Source organism: Lottiidibacillus patelloidae (assembly GCF_002262935.1).
GTDB classification, from domain to species: domain Bacteria; phylum Bacillota; class Bacilli; order Bacillales; family SA5d-4; genus Lottiidibacillus; species Lottiidibacillus patelloidae.
Map to the genome: position 1 here is coordinate 1 of NZ_NPIA01000009.1, position 16,591 is coordinate 16,591.

The following is a 16,591-nucleotide window of genomic DNA, read 5'->3' on the forward strand; positions in this document are numbered from 1 at the left end:
GCACTTTGTTTGAGATAAAGGAAACACAACGAGTATTACGAGTTGATGTTGACTTATCGTAAATAAAAAGTGTGAAGAATTGTAGGCGTTGGGAGCTGATGCTGGATCAGCTAAGAAAAGCGAGGCGAACGTTCAGCGACGTAAAACCTTATAACACTTTGAACTAAGATAAAGGAAACACGAGAAGCTATGCGAATCGATGTTGACTTATCGAAAGTGAAAAGTCTATAGGTTTCTAGTCGCTGTGAGCCGCAGCTGGATCAACTTAGAAAAGCTGAAGCAATTGGTTAACGGTGTAAAAAAAGAAACCCGATTTCGTTTAACGAAATCGGGTTTTACTTTGCCTCGTAACCATATTGCTCCATTTCTTTATAAATTGTTTTTAAACGCGGATTACCTTCTCCAACAATTTCTCCTTCAACTGTAACGACAGGATAAAATAAATCTTCTTCAACAATCCTTTCCGAAAACTCCTTATCCTTGTCCATTTCTGGATTAGTAAAATCAACGTAGCGAATGGTAAAAGGTTGCTCTGGATATTTCCTTTTTAATGCTGCCTCAAGCCACTCATAAGTTTCTTTAGATGAAGGTAGATGAATACAACTAGGACACAGTTGATTAGCACCATAAACGATGACTTCGACTTCTTTCTTCAAACAAACTCACTCCCAATTCAATTCATTAGAACTTATACTTCCATCATACATAAATATTAAGCATGACAATAGATTTTTTTTCACTTAACGCTTATAATAACAATATGAAAGGAGTCGATTTAACCATGAAAGAACAAGTAGCAGAAGTGTTAGATAAGCTCCGTCCTTTCCTTCTACGTGACGGGGGCGACGTAGAGCTAGTAGATATTGAAGATGGCATTGTAAAATTACGTTTATTAGGTGCTTGTGGAAGCTGTCCAAGTTCAACAATCACTTTAAAAGCTGGTATTGAACGTGCACTTCTTGAAGAAATTCCTGGAATTAAAGAAGTAGAACAAGTATTCTAATAATAATCCCTTCCTAATCTTTAATTAGGAAGGGATTTTTTATTCCACTATCGTTTTTCCTTTACTTCCTTGCAATACTGCTAAGATATTTTCAACAGCTAACTCCCCCATTTTCCATCTAGTTGCAACTGAGGCAGAGCCAATATGCGGTAGTGCAACTACATTTTTTAAAGATAATAATGGATGTGTTGTTTGTATAGGCTCTTTTTCGAAGACATCTAGTCCTGCCCCTGCAATTTCTTTATTAACTAATGCCTCATAAAGAGCTGCTTCATCAACAACAGCACCGCGGGAAACATTAATAAAAATTGCTGTGTCTTTCATTTCCTTAAACACAGTTGCATTAAATAACTTTACCGTTTCTGAAGTTAAAGGTGTTAAGCAAATAATATAGTCGCATGAAGAAATAAGATCATGAAAGGATAAATAAGTTGCACCATATTCCGCTTCTGCATGTTCATTTCGTGATCGATTATGATAATAAATATCCATGTCAAAGCCTTTTGCCCGTTTAGCTACAGCTTGTCCAATTCTTCCCATTCCAACAATACCAAGTTTTTTTCTAAATAAATCTTGTCCTGCTAGTAAAAATGGACTCCAATTTATCCACTTGCCCTCTTTTACATATTGTTCAGCTTCACAAATTCTCCTTGCAGTAGCAAGCATTAAGGCAAAAGTTAATTCTGCCGTTGAATTTGTAAGGACATCCGGTGTATTGCACACTGTAATATCATTTTTTTTCGCAGCTGCAACGTCAATGTTGTCATACCCAACGGCCATGTTTGCGACAACTTTTAAATGAGGTGAGGCTTCGAGTAGACTTGCATCAATTTGGTCTGAAAGCATTGTGAGCAAGCCACTCGCTTTTTTTGCCTTCTCTTTCAGCTTGTCATATGGTATTGGTTGATCGTCATGCGGCCACATTTCAATTGTTGCAACTTGTTTTAATGGCTCTAATAACTCTTCTGGTAGTTTTCTCGTAATATAGACAAACGGTTTTTCCAACGTAATGTTCACCTCAACTTTTAGCTTTTCATCCATTCAATAATTGGTATTTGTAATTGTTCCGACGGCAAACCAACGTCATCATAAAAAGACATAAGATTTCTTTCATAGTTTACCATTTCAGATAAATTTTCTCGAAGTAATGAAGCATACTTCTGTTTAGTTTCATTCGTTGTTGCACTATAATATCCTTCAATATATTGATAGTAATCTACCGGAAACAATAATCGAGCATATAAAAAACGCCAAGCAGCTTTTGATAATGGCATTTGTTTTTCATAATCATTAATAAAACGTAAACAATTATTTTTTATTCCATTCTCCTTATACATATCTTTTCGGATAAATTCAGCAATATCTCTCGTAGGTTGGTCTACAATCCATTTTGTAGGCAGTTTTACGTAATTGCCTCCGCAATTCCAAGTATCCGCTGAAAAACGCTCATGACATATTGTAGGAGGTGGGAAATTTGATACCCCTTCCTCTCTCTCAATTTCAGCAATGTATTGCAATGCATTTTCTGTTAATCCTAAAACATATGGAAATGTTTCAATGAAAATATTATCCATATCACCTTTAGATGATTCCTTCTTACACTCTTCGTACCAATTTTCCAATTGCTCCATACGGCGTAGCCAAAACGTTTTCCAACTTAAGTAGTAATTTAATGAAGTCTTAGCATAAGGATAGCCAATTGTACGTTTGTGAAAAATGCCCAATTCTCTCCCTATGCTCAGGTCATCCATTCGATTTCTTTTCTCTGGTAAACGTAATACGGCATAGTAAGTCTCTTCACCAGCAAAAAATAATTGACCTCTTATTGTCCGCTCTATAGGTGCAAAGCTACTATCACCTCGATTATAAAGCAAATGCATATACTGTGTTAGCTCCGTCATTTCTTTTCCACCTAATGGCGCAATTGGTGCTACTATATACGAATTACCATTGGCAACAAATCCATCGTAATTACCTACTTTGATACGCTTTTCACAATGCAATTTATATTGCTCATATAAGATTCTTTCAAGCATTAAATTTCCTCCTAACGAATAGAAGCATAATCTCTACACAAAATAAAATTATGGTACATAAATCTAATTACCTTATGAAAATATATGGATAGTTTCCATCATATATTCGTTTGCATAAGATAAATACAAGTCAAATAAAGATAGGTGAAAAATAAATGGAAGAAAAGAAAGTAACGTTAATTGATTCGAAAGCTAGGGAATGGTTAGAAGAGCGTGGTGTAAGCATAGATGATATTGCTGATTTAGTATATTTTTTACAAGTGAAATATCATCCCGAGTTAGATATTGAGACTTGTAAAGAAAACGTGGAACGAGTAATTTCAAAACGTGAAGTGCAAAATGCTATCTTAACCGGTATTCAACTTGATATTTTAGCCGAGAATAATAAATTAGAAGAGCCGTTACAAAGTATTTTAGCAAGAGATGAAAGTTTGTATGGTGTCGACGAAATAATTGCTTTATCGATTGTCAATGTGTATGGATCTATTGGTTTTACAAACTACGGTTATATCGATAAATTGAAGCCAGGCATCTTAGAAAAACTGAATGACAAAAACTCTGGTAAATGTCATACATTTTTAGATGACATTGTTGGAGCAATTGCTGCTGCTGCTTCAAGTAGGCTAGCTCATCGCCTCGGAACAGAGCGAGATGAAATGTTATAAGAAAAGCTGAAGCTCCCGCTTAGCGCCATAAATTTTGGAACACTTTGTTTGAGATAAAGGAAACACAACGAGAAGTTCGAGTTGATGTTGACTTATCGTAAATAAAAAGTGTGAAGAATTGTATGCGCTGGGAGCTGAAGCTGGATCAGCTAAGAAAAGCTGAGACGACTGTTCAGCGACGTATGAACTGGAATACTTCGATTGAGATAAAGGAAACACGGTGAGCTAAGCGAACCGATGTTGACTTATCGTAAATGAGAAGTATGAAGTTAACTAGTCGCTAGGAGTCGAAGCTGGATCATTGAAGAAAAGCTGAAGCTCCCGCTTAGCGCTATTAAAACTAAAACATTCAAAAAAATAAAGCCCCTTCATGGAAGGGGCTTTTTGTTCTGTCTATTCATCAAACTTCCATTCATTTAACGATTGAATTTCAAACGTTGGCATTTTTTCTACACTACTTAAATGTTCTTTTGTCGTTACACCTGTATAAACTAACAGTGTATCTACTCCTGCATTTATACCAGCCATAATATCTGTCGCATAATTATCGCCAACCATGATCGCTTCTTCTTTTCGTACGTTTAGTTGTTTTAATGCCTGCTCAATCATTATAGCTTCCGGTTTTCCAATGTAAGTAGGAGTTACTCCTGTTGAATAATGAACTACTGATGTAAGTGAGCCATTACCCGGTAAAAATCCTCGCTCTGTTGGTAAAGCTGCATCAGGATTTGTTGAAAGGAAAGTTGCTCCTTTTCTAACCGCTAAACATGCTTTCGCAAATTTCTCATACGTCACTTCGCGATCAATTCCCATAACTACGAAATCAGGGTTTTCATCATCGAATACAAGTCCCTTCGCAGTTAATGCATGCTCAAGCCCTTCTTCACCTATCATATAGACAGAAGCGCCCTGTTTTTGATCGGCAATGTAGCTAGCAGCTGCCATACTAGACGTAAGCACTTCTTGCTCTAATGCTGGAATATCAAAATCATTAAGCTTTTTAGCGACATTTTCAGGTTTAGCCGAAGAATTGTTTGTCACAAATAACAATGGTAAATTACGTTCTTTGATTAGCTTTACAAAGTCTGATGCTGCTTCTATTTGTTGTTCCCCTAAATACATCGTTCCATCTAAATCTATGAGATATGCTTTATATGGCATTATTCTTTGCCTCCATTTGCATCAGGAATAAAAGCAGAAACTGGACCGAGTTCATCCGTTAAATATCTTCTTACATCGACAGGAAAATCTGTCAACGCCTGTTTAACCTTGCTTAAAGTAGTTATAAGCTTCTCGTGGTTAATGCCATGATAACCATAAATGAGCTCTTTCCGTAATGAAATAAGTTCTTTTAAATGATCAGATGCATCACTTGATACAACTGACTCGTCACGGAGAATTTCTACAATATCTTCATAACTACCTGGGTCACGCATAATAAAACCATCAATCATCGCGTTACCTACATCAATGATTGCCTCAATTATCATATGAACCGCTCGTTCAATTGCTAATTTTTCAATGTTTGCATTCCACTCTTTTTTGCCATCAATCACTTGATTAATCTCTTCAATGTAAAGTAAACTTTCTTCAATTTTCTTTCGATCAACAAAGTACAAAGCTTTTCCTCCTACGTTGACATATTAGGCATTTTATTTGGTCTTGCATAATAAAAACCTTGGGCTAAAGGCACATTATTTCTTTTTAAGACAGCTGCCTCGGCTTTTGTTTCAATACCTTCAGCAACGACAATTGCTTGAAGTTCTTTTGCTATCCCTAGAAGTCCCTTTAACATTGTTTCTTTAATTTTATTCGAGTCAATATTTTCAATGACTGACCGATCGATTTTAATAATATCTGGCATTATTTCAGAAATCGTGTGCAAACTGGCATACCCAGCACCAGTATCATCAACAGCGAAGCGAAAGCCTTCTTTTCTTAATTGCTTCACATTAGTAAGTAAATTAGGGACTACATCGATTGACTCACGCTCTGTAATTTCAAACACGAATTGTTCTGGTTTAATATTTGAATACTTCTTAAATAAATTCATGACGTCCTTATAAAACCTATCGTCTCCTAAAGTAATTGGAATAAGGTTTATAAATACCGATTCTCTACAATTTTTATCAATAACTTGTTGGAAAGATTTTTCTAATACAATCAACTCTAGCTCATATAAAAGGTTCATTTGTTTAGCTATTGTGAAAAGCTTAAGCGGGTTAGTTAACTCTCCGCGTTCTGGACCTCTCGTTAAAATTTCCCATGCATGGATCGTGTCAGTTTGAATGTTTATTATTGGTTGAGCGAGAAGTTCTATATTTTTCTTGGAAATAAGATCATTTATTTCAAAATTCATTTCCGAGTACTCTGAACTTACTCTTTTTAAAGCAATTAATCTTGCTTGACTATATGCTTTTTGTATTGAAGCATTAATATCATTACTTTGTTCGACAAACATAAATCCTGGTTGTAAATCATAACCAGTTATATTTTTTATTATTTCACTTAATTTATTTAAGCGTTCATCTACTTCAATTAGAAATGTTTGCGGGGCATTTACTCTTAATAATAAAAGGAAGTCACTGCCACAAGCACTATTTACATATAAAATTTCATCTTCTGTAAAGTGTCGCTTAATGATTCCACTAAAAACATCTATGAATTCTTTATTCATTGCTAGCAATTGTTCTTCAATTATTTCATCAACAGTTAAATCATTATTACTGTGGACATTAAATACAACGGCTACAACGTTTTGCTTCTGTTTGAATGTAGATTTGACTACTTCTTCACTTATATTGCGGAATTGGAAATTAGGCGGAAAAAAGCGTAAAGAATTTTTACTTTTAAATATATTTAAGTAGTGCTTCAGTTGTTGCAAAATATTCACTCCAAAAAGGATATAATTACTTAATCGTATTTCATTTTACCACATCCTATAAATAAATCGGCATTACATAGTTAATTTAGTTTTATGCTTTCATGTTTTTTTGCTATCATGGATAAAGTAACAATTATTTATTAGGTAAATTCGAGAGGAATGAATATAAAATGTCGGAACTATTTTTTCTATATGATGAAGAGGAACAAAACAAAGTAAGGTATGTAAGTTTTATGGGGGACAATCATCGATTTGACTTAGCAATTGTTGAATCAACACGTCATTATGGTAAACGTTTAGTACTTGATATCCAAGGTGGTCGCTTTGCAATTATTGGCCGTGATGATTTAGAAGAGCCTGGTTATTTAGAACATGCTTATCAATTGAGTGAAGAAGATGCGGAAGAATTGCGTTCATTCTTGGAAGAAATTTGTTAATAGCATAATTGCATAGGTAAATGCCTCTGTCGAGAAACTAATGGTATCGATGGAGGTGTTTTTTTATGCCAAAAGAAACAAAAGAATATACAGACTTTTCTAATGTTGAGGATATGCGAAACTATATATTACCAGAGGATTTACCTGAAGGTCCTTATGGATCACCGAGAAATGAAAAGCTAGGAAAAAGTACGCCTTGGGAAGAAGGGCAACGTTATTACAGTGCCTTTAACTATGAATTTAAATCACTCCATCAAGACATCCCAAGAAAATTTCCTGGTGCGCACCCGACGCACGATGACCCTGAAAAAAATGAAGAACCACCATATACTTCGAAATAAGAAAAGCTGAAGCTCCCGCTTAGCGCCATAAATTCTGGAGCACTTTGTTTGAGATAAAGGAAACATCGAAAAGGAAAGGCGACTGATCATCAACGATGGAACTGGAATGCTACGAATGAGATAAAGGAAACACAAAGAGAAGTTCGAGTTGATGTTGACTTATCGTAAGTGAGTAGCATGAAGTTCACAAGTTGATAGGAGCCTTTTCTAGACATCACTTCACTGATTGATGTTGACTTATCGTAAATAAAAAGTGTGAAGAATTGTAGGCGTTGGGAGCTGAAGCTGGATCAGCTAAGAAAAGCGAGGCCGCTCAGCAACGTATAACCTTTGCTTAAACAGAAAGCCCTACCGTCTATATTTTTTACGGTTGGGCTTTTTCTTCTGTCTCTTCAATTGTCGTTTCTTTAGTATCTGCTTTGCCAATTTTCTTCAAAACAAAATAAGGACAACCAAAATTACAGTACTCATAAATGTACTCACCGATTGCATTTTTCTTATTCTCATAAGTAGAATTTTTGTTTTCATTTTCATAAAAACCACGTAAGCGAAGCTGATTATAACCCCAGTCACCAACTATATAATCATACTTATTTAAAATATCGGAGTATCTTTTTTGAAAATCTTCTTCTTTCCAACCATCACGGTAATCGTTAATTATTTCATATGTAGTACCGTTTATTTGAATCATCTCTTATCACCTCATCGTTCATTTCTATTTTATCATATCTCCTGCCAATATTTTGCACGTTAAAGGATTATTTTTGTGGAAAACCTAAAGAGGAGGAGGGATTATATTGAAATATGGTGCATTAAAACTATTTGGTTTATCTTCCGTCCTTTTAATCGCTGGCTGTAATGCAAACTTTTTAGATGCCAACGAGAGTGCTTACCATGACACTGGTGATGGATTAGTTTCTGTAGATGACCGTAATGAGGATTACAATCCAATTAATATTACCAGCATGGAAGACAAGGATAATGCGCGTTTTGGTTATGTAAGGGTGCAAAAAAGCCCTATCGCCAATGAAAATAACGCAGAAAATGTTATTCCATTTATCATTGACCGAGAAAAAGCCGCTTATGCGATAAGTAAAATGGCCACTTTACTCCCAAATGTAACTGATGCTGCAACACTTGTTACCGATGAGGAAGTATTAGTTGCATATGAAACAGAAGGTGAAGTAGACCGTTTCTTAGTTGCTGACCAAGTAAAGTTAACTGGTCTATCGTACCTACCAGGATGGTACCACGTATACGTTTCCGACGAGCCTGGGATGATTAAAGAAATTGAAAGTTATTCTCAGCTTGATGCATCAACTAAAAATATCGACGGCTATCTTCAAACTGTCATAAAATCCATGTTAAAAGCCCCACAAGGTCGAGATATGGATGATAACCGTGATGCAAATAACAGAAGCATGTATGAAATGGATGAAGACCAAGGAAATACCGATAATGGCTATATGGATATGGATAGATATTATCCTGGTATGACAGATAAAAATAAAGGGTATAACGATATACCTCAAAACACTAATAACTAATTTTGTTAACAAAAACCAGACTCTTTAGGAGTCTGGTTTTTCTTACATATTTTGTTGGGCAGCGCCGACTTGTTCATCAGCATGATACGAAGAACGAACGAGTGGACCTGATTCACAATGTTTAAACCCTTTAGAAAGAGCAATTTCTTTTAATTCTTGGAATTCATCAGGATGATAATATTTTTGAACTTTAATATGCTTTTTAGTCGGCTGTAAGTATTGACCAATAGTCATGATGTCGACATCATTTGCACGTAAATCATCCATTGTTTCAATAATTTCTTCTTTTGTTTCACCAAGACCAATCATAAGGCTTGATTTTGTAGGAATTGTTGGGTCCATTTCTTTTGCACGACGTAAAAACTCTAATGATCTCTCATATGTTGCACGTGCACGCACTCTAGGTGTTAATCGCTTCACTGTTTCAATATTATGGTTCATAATATCTGGTTTTGCATCCATTAGCATTTGTAAATTTTCAATTTTACCATGCATGTCTGAAGGTAATACTTCAATCGAACATGTAGGTAACTTTCTACGGATTGCTCGGACAGTTTCAGCAAATACTTGTGCACCGCCATCTTTTAAATCATCACGTGCAACTGCAGTAATTACGGCATGTTTTAAATCCATTAATTTAACTGAGTCGGCAACACGTTCCGGTTCTTGTAAATCTAGCTCTGTCGGAAGACCGGTTTTAACAGCACAAAAGCGACATGCGCGAGTACAAACATCTCCTAAAATCATAAATGTAGCAGTTTTTCTAACTGCCCAGCATTCATGAATGTTCGGACATCTTGCTTCTTCACAAACTGTATGTAAATTCTTTTCACGCATCATTTTCTTTAAGTCAGTGTAATTTTTATTCGTATTTAATTTGATTTTAAGCCAATCAGGTTTACGCAAATGTTCTTCTTTTTTAGCCATAATAAATCACTCCATTACGTATAAGCGAATAATGATTTCCACTCATAACTGTAACATAAACAGCTAATTACAACAAATAGATTGCGTTTTTCCAATTTTTAACCATAATGATTTTTTATTTCTACCACAAACTATAAATACGTATGAGACATTGAAGGGAGAATTCGCCTTGCTATATAGAACATGGATATTATTGCTTGCTTTTTTGCTAGTTGCTATTCCTTGCATACCTTCTCCGTCCTTTGCAGAGGAAGAGGATGATAAGCTACGCCTTCAACTTTATAAAACAGTAGGAGCATTCACTGCGGTTCCGTGGTATTATTTAGCCGCAGTCGATCGGTATGAGCGAAATGTTCGAAACTCTCGAAGAGATATACCAGATATAAAAGAAGGCATTAGTATTTATTACTCACCAGACGAATGGGCTGGTGCACTAAATCCTAACCAAGAGGATACAGATCCATTTTCAATTCAATTATTTGGTGGAGTTGGAATGGATGGAAATGGAGATGGAAAAGCCGATCGTACAAACAATGAAGACGTTCTTTACACATTTGCCTATTTTTTACAAGCTTATGGTGCAAATGAAGAGGATATAAAAATTGGCTTATGGGATTTTTATCAGCGAGATAAGACTGTAAGTATGATTGTTGGCTTTGCAAATATTATTAATCAAACTGGAAAAATCTCATTTGATGAACGCCGCTTTCCTCTCCCACTTCATGCGAATTATAGCTACCGCAGTACTTGGGGCGATCGTCGCGGGTTTGGTGGCTTAAGAATACACGAGGGTACAGATATTTTTGCTGGCTACGGTGTTCCAGTTCGCGCTACAACACACGGTTTTATTGAAATGAAAGGTTGGAACAAATTTGGTGGTTGGCGAGTTGGTATTCGTGATATGAACAATGTGTATCATTACTTTGCTCACTTAAGTGGCTTTGAAAAAGGACTTGAAGTTGGAAAAATAGTGAAACCAGGTGATGTCATTGGTTATGTTGGTAGTTCCGGATATGGAAAGCCAGGAACACAAGGGAAATTCCCTCCACACCTCCACTATGGTACGTATCGTGACAATGGGATAAGTGAATGGTCTTTTGATCCTTATCCATATTTACGATCATGGGAGCGAATGGAACGTAGATCAAGAAGATAATAAAAAAGGTATTCAGAGCACACACAATGCTCTGGATACCTTTTGTTATTAACTGAGTTTTCGTAGGATAAGAACAGTAAAGATAAATACCGCGAATGAAATTGCAAGTGCTAGCATTACTGATGCTGTGAATCCTAAAACGATGTATCCGACCATCGAAATTGCCGCAACCATTAATGCATATGGAAGTTGCGTAACAACATGGTCAATAAGCGGACTACCTGCTCCTGTTGATGAGAGAATTGTTGTATCTGAAATTGGTGAAGCGTGATCTCCAAATACTGAACCTGCCAACACAGCAGCAAGCATTGGGAGGATTAATTCTATATTTGTCGCTCCAGCAATTTCTCCTGCAATTGGTAACATAATCGCAAAAGTTCCCCAAGATGTACCTGTTGAAAATGCCATTACTCCTGCTAAAAGGAACACGATGACTGGTAAATAAGCAATATTTAATGAAGTTTTACTTACAAGCCCTGATAAATATTCTCCAGTACTTAAGTCACTAATTATTGTCACTAAAATCCACGCAAAAATTAGAATGATTGAAGTAGGAAGCATTGATAAAATTCCAGTATATAATCCTTTACCAACCTTATCGACTTTATTATCAGTAACAAGTAATAAAATAACAGTTAGAATTGTACTAACTAAGCCTCCAAACAGTAATGAACCAGTAACATCAATATTTTCTGCAACGTTTAACGCAGTAATTGGACCTTCTTCTATAGCATTAATCCCTGTCCAAATCATTGCTAATAGTGTAGTAACAATTAAAGAACCAAATGGCAGTAATAAATGAAAGACACGCCCGTTTTGATTTACCTCTTCTTGCGGCCTAGGTGCGTCAGCTTTTGAAGCGTCAAACATGATTCCTTCATTCAGTGCTTTTTCTTCATGCTTTTTCATAGGTCCGATATTTAAATTAAAAATTGCTACTGCAAATACAAACAAAATTGCATAAATGAAATAAAAGTTCATTGGAATCATTTCAATAAATGCTGAAAATGCTTTAATATCTGTTAAGCCTTGCGTTGTTAATACACCACCAATTGTACCGATAATAACTGCACCCCAGCTTGAAATAGGTGTTACAATACAGATTGGTGCTGCCGTAGAATCGACGAAATAAGCTAATTTTGCTCTAGAAATTTTATGCTTGTCAGTTAAAGGTCGAACTACATTCCCGACTGTTAATGAATTAAAATAATCATCGATAAAGATTATTAACCCTAAGAATATTGTTAAAAGTTTTGCACCTCGGCGTGTTTTCACACGTTCCATTGCCCAATCTCCGAATGCTCGAGCTCCTCCAGAAATTGTAATAAGTGCCGAGATAATTCCTAATAATAACAGGAATAATAAGATATATAAATACCAAGTGTCTGTTAAGATTGCATATGCTAAATCGTAAACATATTTAACTCCTTCGATTACACTAAAATCTTTTACTAATAAAAGACCTGCAACTACCCCTGATCCTAGTGATAGTAAAACTCTTCTCGTAATGACAGCCATCACTATTGCAATAACTGGTGGTACTAATGAAAAAATTGTTCCTTCCATGTTTCTTCCCCCTAAAAAATTTGTATCTGATCGTGATGTATGAAGGGTACTACGCTTTTTTGGCAAAAATAAAAAAGGTAAAGATAGAAAATAACTATCCATTACCTTTTGTAACGTCGTTATCCTCCATCTGATCAGTAGTGCATCATTACTAACACTTAACTTAGTAATGACAGTGTTGCACTTGTTCAATGCAACCCCAGCAAAGGTAGTGTGGACCACTAACTCACTTCGGCAAAGAAACCTTTCCGTGATGATCATCGTTGTCATTCTCACATCACTTACTCATTTTCATTGCGCCTCTACCTCATCAAGATGATAAGGCCTTTATTCAATTAGTTTTAAGTTTACATAGAGTATTAATAAAAAGCAATAGAAATGTTTAACAATTATTACTCATCTTTTTCTTTTTCTTTTTCTGTGTCAATAATAACTCCAGGCAAACTTGGTGAACCACTATTAGAGCCGTTGTTATAAAATTGTGGTACACGCCCTGAAACAATACGCATACCGACTGGTATATCTGTCGTTACTTTTGTTTCTTTCGTTGCAAACGGAATGACTATTTTAACTTTCACTTCAATATGAACGAATATTTCGACATAAACATTATTAATACCATATTCAGTAAGCTTTGCATATAAATCTGTATCCACACTTCCAATTGGAGTGAACTGAACAGGAATTCTTGGACCTAAGTTTGCTAGTAATGAGTTATTTGTAGCTTGACCAAGAGGTATTTCGTAAACAATTCCTTTTGGACGTGGTCCAGTAGTTTCTATATCAACATCATCTGCAACTCCTAATTGGTCTAACTCTCCATTCTCAACTCGTTTTAAGTTATTTTGCACACGAATGGTTGCTTCTGATAAAACCCGTTGAAAAGCAGTCGTGTTCCAGTCTATCGACGTGATCATTCCTTCATTGTCAGTTGATACTACCGTTAACTCTGCTGTATCAATACCATCAGCAACCTGCTTACTGATAGCATCATTAATCGCTGCTGTTGCAATCTGATTAATCCGAGATTCTGCTACTCTGATTAATGTTGGCTTTATACCTTTTTCTATTAGCCATATTCCTTGTGCAGTTAATAAAATAAAAACGACACACGTAAAAATAAATACATAACGAAACGGGATCGGTCCCCGCTGAGGCTTACCAAAGCGTCTCAAGCTTATCCCTCCTCTACATGCTATATGTATGAGGGATAAGACGAGATTATGGCTAATCCTAAAAATTTTGTAACGGTCATTCAAAATCAATCAAAGATCTAGTTATCAAAAAAAGCCTGAGAATTTCCTCAGGCTCCTTCTATGTTGTTTTATTTAATTACACCATTTTTAAAAGAGCGTCTTTTCCTTTCATTCCAACTGTTATGCCTAGTTCTTCAGCTTTATAAGTTACCGATTCTAGCGGCGCTTCAAGTAACTGCTCGATTGTCCGTACGCCAACAGCACGCCCTGCAATAATTCCTCGATCTTTCAACTTTTCATTTAATAAGCCAACATCTAATGCACCACACATAATGTAACCTTTATCATTTGTTACCGCCATGAAGTTTGTCTTTGGTAATTTTACAGTGATTGCATTAAACTGCTGTCCCTCAATGACAAGAGGACTTAATTGAATCATGCTTCCTTCCACGCTCCTTTCTCTCTTATCAACTTATGAGAGAAAGGGAAAATCGTTACTTATCAACTACGTTTTTCAACGCCCATTCTAAAACATCTCTTAATAGTTCCGGCATAAAATACTTTTTATGTTTCGCATGACGTATTTCAGGATATAGTCGCCCAAATGTAAACATATCAATCGTAGATAATGTATATATCCTTTTATAATCAATTGGTTCTCCTTCTACGAGGATATCTGTTATATGGCTCTGTCCATCCGCAAGAACTTCCGTTTTAACATCGACTCCTGAAAATGCCATTCTCCCCATTACTTTCCCGCGGAAACCAAGACCTTTTACTTCTAAGTTTTCCATTCTAGACGTTCTTGCTTGAGCAATAACTTCCTTTAATTCATATCCAGTTAATCTTACATTACATGGATTAATAGGATGTGGACAAATACGATGTAAATCTGCGGCAGACACGACACCTTTCGATAATGGTTCTAATAGTACTCCTGCATTAACCATGGCTATATCACCGTTACACCAATCTTTTAATGCATGTGCCAAAAGATCAGCAAAAGGATTATCGGCATACCAATCGAGTGATAAATCATTGTTTAACTGAAGAATTGGCTCATTTAGTTCCTTGGAACTTTTCTCAAGTAGTTTCTGCAATAAGTCATTTGCGAGCTTATTTACTTTGTACTCCGTTACATCAATTACAGAAGCTTTTTTTTGTTGAATCGATTTTGTCTTTTCATCTATAGTTAATGTCACATGTCCGACAAAGCTACCGTGTTTCCCACATTGTGTAATTAACGTTTCATTGACGCGTTCTCCTGTTTCTAAAAGTTGATGTGTATGTGCACCTAAAATCAGATCGATTTTTGGAAACTGAGCAGCTATTTTACGATCTTCGTCTAAACCTAAATGGGATAGAAGTATAAAAGCGTCCGCTTTATCTTCTAGCTCGTGTAACAATTCCGTCAATGCATTAATTGGATCGATAACTTTCATCCCAAGCAATTCATAAAAAAGGTAATAAGGTGCTGTTAAGCCAATAACAGCAACCTTTACATTTTGTTTTGTAGTGTGAATTGTATAGGTAGTAGTGTTAGGTAAAGGCATGTTTTCACTCGTCTTTACATTCCCTAATAAAACAGAAAAATTTGCATCATCATATAAAGTGAAAAGTGCTTCTTTACTAAGTGTAATACCTTCATTGTTCCCGATCGTTACTGCGTCATAGCCAGCATCATTTAATAAAGATACATTATCTTTCCCTAGTGTTGCTTCAGCGATTGGGTGTGAACGATCAATAAAATCACCAATATCAAAAACTAATACATCTTCATCGTTTTCTTCAAAGTAACTGCGTTTTCCTTTTAAAACGTAAGCAATCTTTGGCCAGTTATTAAATTGACTATGAATATCATTCGTATGAAAAATATGGAGTTTATGCATGTTTACCCTTCTCCTCTATGCTAAAACAAATCTAATTGCCTTGGCGCTAAGCCTTCATATTCAATATTTAACATATCGATAAGTTCTTTGGCATTGTCAGCAGCATCGCCGCCAGAATTATTGTTAAATACAATGTAAATGTCTTTCGATTTCTTTTGCAATTGCAAGATGTTTTCTTTCCATTTTAGAAGTTCTTCTTCATTGTAGCGATATAAAAACCGTACTTCTCGCCAATTCTCTTGTCCACTACTATTCCAACCGTGAACATTACGTCCATGGAAGCGAATAAGTGTTTTTTCTTTATTTGTAGGGTGTAAAACAGTAGGGATGGAACCCTTGCCGGCTTGCGGTTCATCACATATGCTATGAATCCACCCTGCCTCTTCCATAAAAGCGAGTGTACGGTCATAATACTTTGGGGTAAACCATGATTGATTGCGAAATTTAAGTGCTAATGGCAAGTCGTGTAAAGCTTTTTTATAAAATTTTAATGTATCAACATTTTTCTTTTGACAATCAAACCATGGTGGAAATTGAAATAATATCATTGCTAGCTTTCCACTATCAACTAAAGGCTGAATTGATTGCCGATAGGCATTCACCATTTCCTCTTTTGATGAAAAGGGTATATCCCCTCACATATGTTCAGTCATCCCTTGATATACTTTAGCGATAAACTTAAAGTTGTCAGGTGTTTCATTAACCCATCTTTCGTAGTTCCTTACTGGTTGGATAGCATAAAATGATGCATCAATTTCTACTATCGGAAAATGTCCCGCATATGTATTTAATTTATCACGTGGTGGGAGACCTTTCGGATATAAATCATCATGGTCGCCCCATCCTGTAACTCCTATAAAAATACTCATCGAAAAACATCCTTCATATTATGTATATATCTTCCTATATTATATACAGAAAAAGAAAAGAGTGAAAACGTTTGA

The 16,591-nt window shown here is 35.8% G+C and carries 18 protein-coding genes, 1 pseudogene and 1 riboswitch; of the genes and pseudogenes, 6 read left to right on the forward strand and 13 right to left on the reverse strand.

What is annotated here, in order from left to right:
* Positions 1–335 precede the first annotated feature (335 nt).
* Positions 336–656, reverse strand: coding sequence for a YuzD family protein (locus tag CIB95_RS14020; RefSeq protein ID WP_094926170.1), 321 nt, complete (start codon positions 654–656; stop codon positions 336–338).
* 62 nt (positions 657–718) lie between these two features.
* Between CIB95_RS14020 and CIB95_RS14025 the strand changes: the two genes are divergently transcribed.
* The gene (locus tag CIB95_RS14025) at positions 719–1,003 is read left to right on the forward strand and encodes a NifU family protein (protein ID WP_233144151.1); all 285 of its coding nucleotides are present in this window, start codon (positions 719–721) and stop codon (positions 1,001–1,003) included.
* 39 nt (positions 1,004–1,042) lie between these two features.
* Here the strand turns inward: CIB95_RS14025 and CIB95_RS14030 are convergent, their stop codons facing one another.
* Positions 1,043–2,008 (reverse strand): 2-hydroxyacid dehydrogenase, encoded by a 966-nt coding sequence (locus CIB95_RS14030; RefSeq protein WP_094926172.1) that lies wholly within the window; start codon positions 2,006–2,008, stop codon positions 1,043–1,045.
* Positions 2,009–2,028: 20 nt separating this feature from the next.
* Positions 2,029–3,039, reverse strand: a complete 1,011-nt coding sequence (gene yutH / locus CIB95_RS14035; protein WP_094926173.1) for a spore coat putative kinase YutH — start codon at positions 3,037–3,039, stop codon at positions 2,029–2,031.
* 155 nt (positions 3,040–3,194) lie between these two features.
* Here yutH and CIB95_RS14040 point away from each other — a divergent pair, with 155 nt between their 5' ends.
* Positions 3,195–3,704, forward strand: a complete 510-nt coding sequence (locus CIB95_RS14040) for a phosphatidylglycerophosphatase A family protein (protein ID WP_094926175.1) — start codon at positions 3,195–3,197, stop codon at positions 3,702–3,704.
* Between the two features lie 393 nt (positions 3,705–4,097).
* Here the strand turns inward: CIB95_RS14040 and CIB95_RS14045 are convergent, their stop codons facing one another.
* The 3 genes from CIB95_RS14045 to CIB95_RS14055 are packed head-to-tail and all read right to left on the reverse strand — an operon-like array spanning position 4,098 to position 6,588.
* Positions 4,098–4,865 (reverse strand): TIGR01457 family HAD-type hydrolase, encoded by a 768-nt coding sequence (locus tag CIB95_RS14045; protein WP_094926177.1) that lies wholly within the window; start codon positions 4,863–4,865, stop codon positions 4,098–4,100.
* A complete protein-coding gene (locus tag CIB95_RS14050; RefSeq protein ID WP_094926179.1) occupies positions 4,865–5,323 on the reverse strand; it encodes a DUF86 domain-containing protein in 459 nt (152 codons plus the stop codon). Before CIB95_RS14050 ends, CIB95_RS14045 begins: the two co-directional genes overlap by 1 nt.
* 11 nt (positions 5,324–5,334) lie before the next feature.
* Entirely contained in the window at positions 5,335–6,588 is a 1,254-nt protein-coding gene (locus CIB95_RS14055) for an EAL domain-containing protein (protein ID WP_094926181.1), read from the reverse strand.
* Positions 6,589–6,758: 170 nt separating this feature from the next.
* On the opposite strand from CIB95_RS14055, the gene CIB95_RS14060 reads away from it, so the two are divergent.
* Both CIB95_RS14060 and CIB95_RS14065 read left to right on the forward strand, forming a co-directional pair.
* On the forward strand, positions 6,759–7,025 hold the full coding sequence (locus CIB95_RS14060; RefSeq protein WP_094926183.1) for a DUF3055 domain-containing protein: 267 nt from the start codon (positions 6,759–6,761) through the stop codon (positions 7,023–7,025).
* Positions 7,026–7,090: 65 nt separating this feature from the next.
* Positions 7,091–7,366 (forward strand): cytosolic protein, encoded by a 276-nt coding sequence (locus CIB95_RS14065; protein ID WP_094926184.1) that lies wholly within the window; start codon positions 7,091–7,093, stop codon positions 7,364–7,366.
* A 364-nt stretch (positions 7,367–7,730) separates the two neighbouring features.
* Here the strand turns inward: CIB95_RS14065 and CIB95_RS14070 are convergent, their stop codons facing one another.
* On the reverse strand, positions 7,731–8,057 hold the full coding sequence (locus CIB95_RS14070) for a YutD family protein (protein ID WP_094926186.1): 327 nt from the start codon (positions 8,055–8,057) through the stop codon (positions 7,731–7,733).
* Between the two features lie 106 nt (positions 8,058–8,163).
* On the opposite strand from CIB95_RS14070, the gene CIB95_RS14075 reads away from it, so the two are divergent.
* A complete protein-coding gene (locus tag CIB95_RS14075) occupies positions 8,164–8,913 on the forward strand; it encodes a YhcN/YlaJ family sporulation lipoprotein (RefSeq protein ID WP_158217646.1) in 750 nt (249 codons plus the stop codon).
* 42 nt (positions 8,914–8,955) lie between these two features.
* On the opposite strand, the gene lipA is transcribed toward CIB95_RS14075, so the two are convergent.
* Entirely contained in the window at positions 8,956–9,840 is an 885-nt protein-coding gene (gene lipA, locus CIB95_RS14080; RefSeq protein ID WP_094926189.1) for a lipoyl synthase, read from the reverse strand.
* 169 nt (positions 9,841–10,009) lie between these two features.
* Between lipA and CIB95_RS14085 the strand changes: the two genes are divergently transcribed.
* Complete coding sequence (locus CIB95_RS14085) at positions 10,010–10,996, forward strand: M23 family metallopeptidase (RefSeq protein WP_094926191.1); 987 nt, start codon at positions 10,010–10,012, stop codon at positions 10,994–10,996.
* Between the two features lie 48 nt (positions 10,997–11,044).
* Here the strand turns inward: CIB95_RS14085 and CIB95_RS14090 are convergent, their stop codons facing one another.
* From CIB95_RS14090 to CIB95_RS14110, 5 genes and pseudogenes are all read right to left on the reverse strand, one after another.
* Positions 11,045–12,562, reverse strand: coding sequence for a Na+/H+ antiporter NhaC family protein (locus tag CIB95_RS14090; protein WP_094926193.1), 1,518 nt, complete (start codon positions 12,560–12,562; stop codon positions 11,045–11,047).
* Between the two features lie 130 nt (positions 12,563–12,692).
* A riboswitch (Lysine riboswitch) is annotated at positions 12,693–12,875 on the reverse strand.
* Positions 12,876–12,954: 79 nt separating this feature from the next.
* Entirely contained in the window at positions 12,955–13,737 is a 783-nt protein-coding gene (gene yunB, locus CIB95_RS14095; protein WP_094926195.1) for a sporulation protein YunB, read from the reverse strand.
* Positions 13,738–13,894: 157 nt separating this feature from the next.
* Entirely contained in the window at positions 13,895–14,197 is a 303-nt protein-coding gene (locus CIB95_RS14100) for a YunC family protein (RefSeq protein ID WP_094926197.1), read from the reverse strand.
* Between the two features lie 55 nt (positions 14,198–14,252).
* Positions 14,253–15,647 (reverse strand): bifunctional metallophosphatase/5'-nucleotidase, encoded by a 1,395-nt coding sequence (locus tag CIB95_RS14105; protein ID WP_094926198.1) that lies wholly within the window; start codon positions 15,645–15,647, stop codon positions 14,253–14,255.
* Between the two features lie 20 nt (positions 15,648–15,667).
* Positions 15,668–16,516 (reverse strand): annotated as a pseudogene (locus CIB95_RS14110) (DUF72 domain-containing protein).
* Positions 16,517–16,591: the final 75 nt, after the last annotated feature.

Excerpts from the sequence above, each read along its gene's own strand:
- CIB95_RS14025 (WP_233144151.1), top strand. The coding sequence starts at position 719 with ATGACAATAGATTTTTTTTCACTTAACGCTTATAATAACAATATGAAA.
- yutH (WP_094926173.1), bottom strand. The coding sequence starts at position 3,039 with ATGCTTGAAAGAATCTTATATGAGCAATATAAATTGCATTGTGAAAAG.
- CIB95_RS14040 (WP_094926175.1), top strand. The coding sequence starts at position 3,195 with ATGGAAGAAAAGAAAGTAACGTTAATTGATTCGAAAGCTAGGGAATGG.
- CIB95_RS14045 (WP_094926177.1), bottom strand. The coding sequence starts at position 4,865 with ATGCCATATAAAGCATATCTCATAGATTTAGATGGAACGATGTATTTA.
- CIB95_RS14060 (WP_094926183.1), top strand. The coding sequence starts at position 6,759 with ATGTCGGAACTATTTTTTCTATATGATGAAGAGGAACAAAACAAAGTA.
- CIB95_RS14065 (WP_094926184.1), top strand. The coding sequence starts at position 7,091 with ATGCCAAAAGAAACAAAAGAATATACAGACTTTTCTAATGTTGAGGAT.
- CIB95_RS14070 (WP_094926186.1), bottom strand. The coding sequence starts at position 8,057 with ATGATTCAAATAAACGGTACTACATATGAAATAATTAACGATTACCGT.
- lipA (WP_094926189.1), bottom strand. The coding sequence starts at position 9,840 with ATGGCTAAAAAAGAAGAACATTTGCGTAAACCTGATTGGCTTAAAATC.
- CIB95_RS14090 (WP_094926193.1), bottom strand. The coding sequence starts at position 12,562 with ATGGAAGGAACAATTTTTTCATTAGTACCACCAGTTATTGCAATAGTG.
- CIB95_RS14100 (WP_094926197.1), bottom strand. The coding sequence starts at position 14,197 with ATGATTCAATTAAGTCCTCTTGTCATTGAGGGACAGCAGTTTAATGCA.
- CIB95_RS14105 (WP_094926198.1), bottom strand. The coding sequence starts at position 15,647 with ATGCATAAACTCCATATTTTTCATACGAATGATATTCATAGTCAATTT.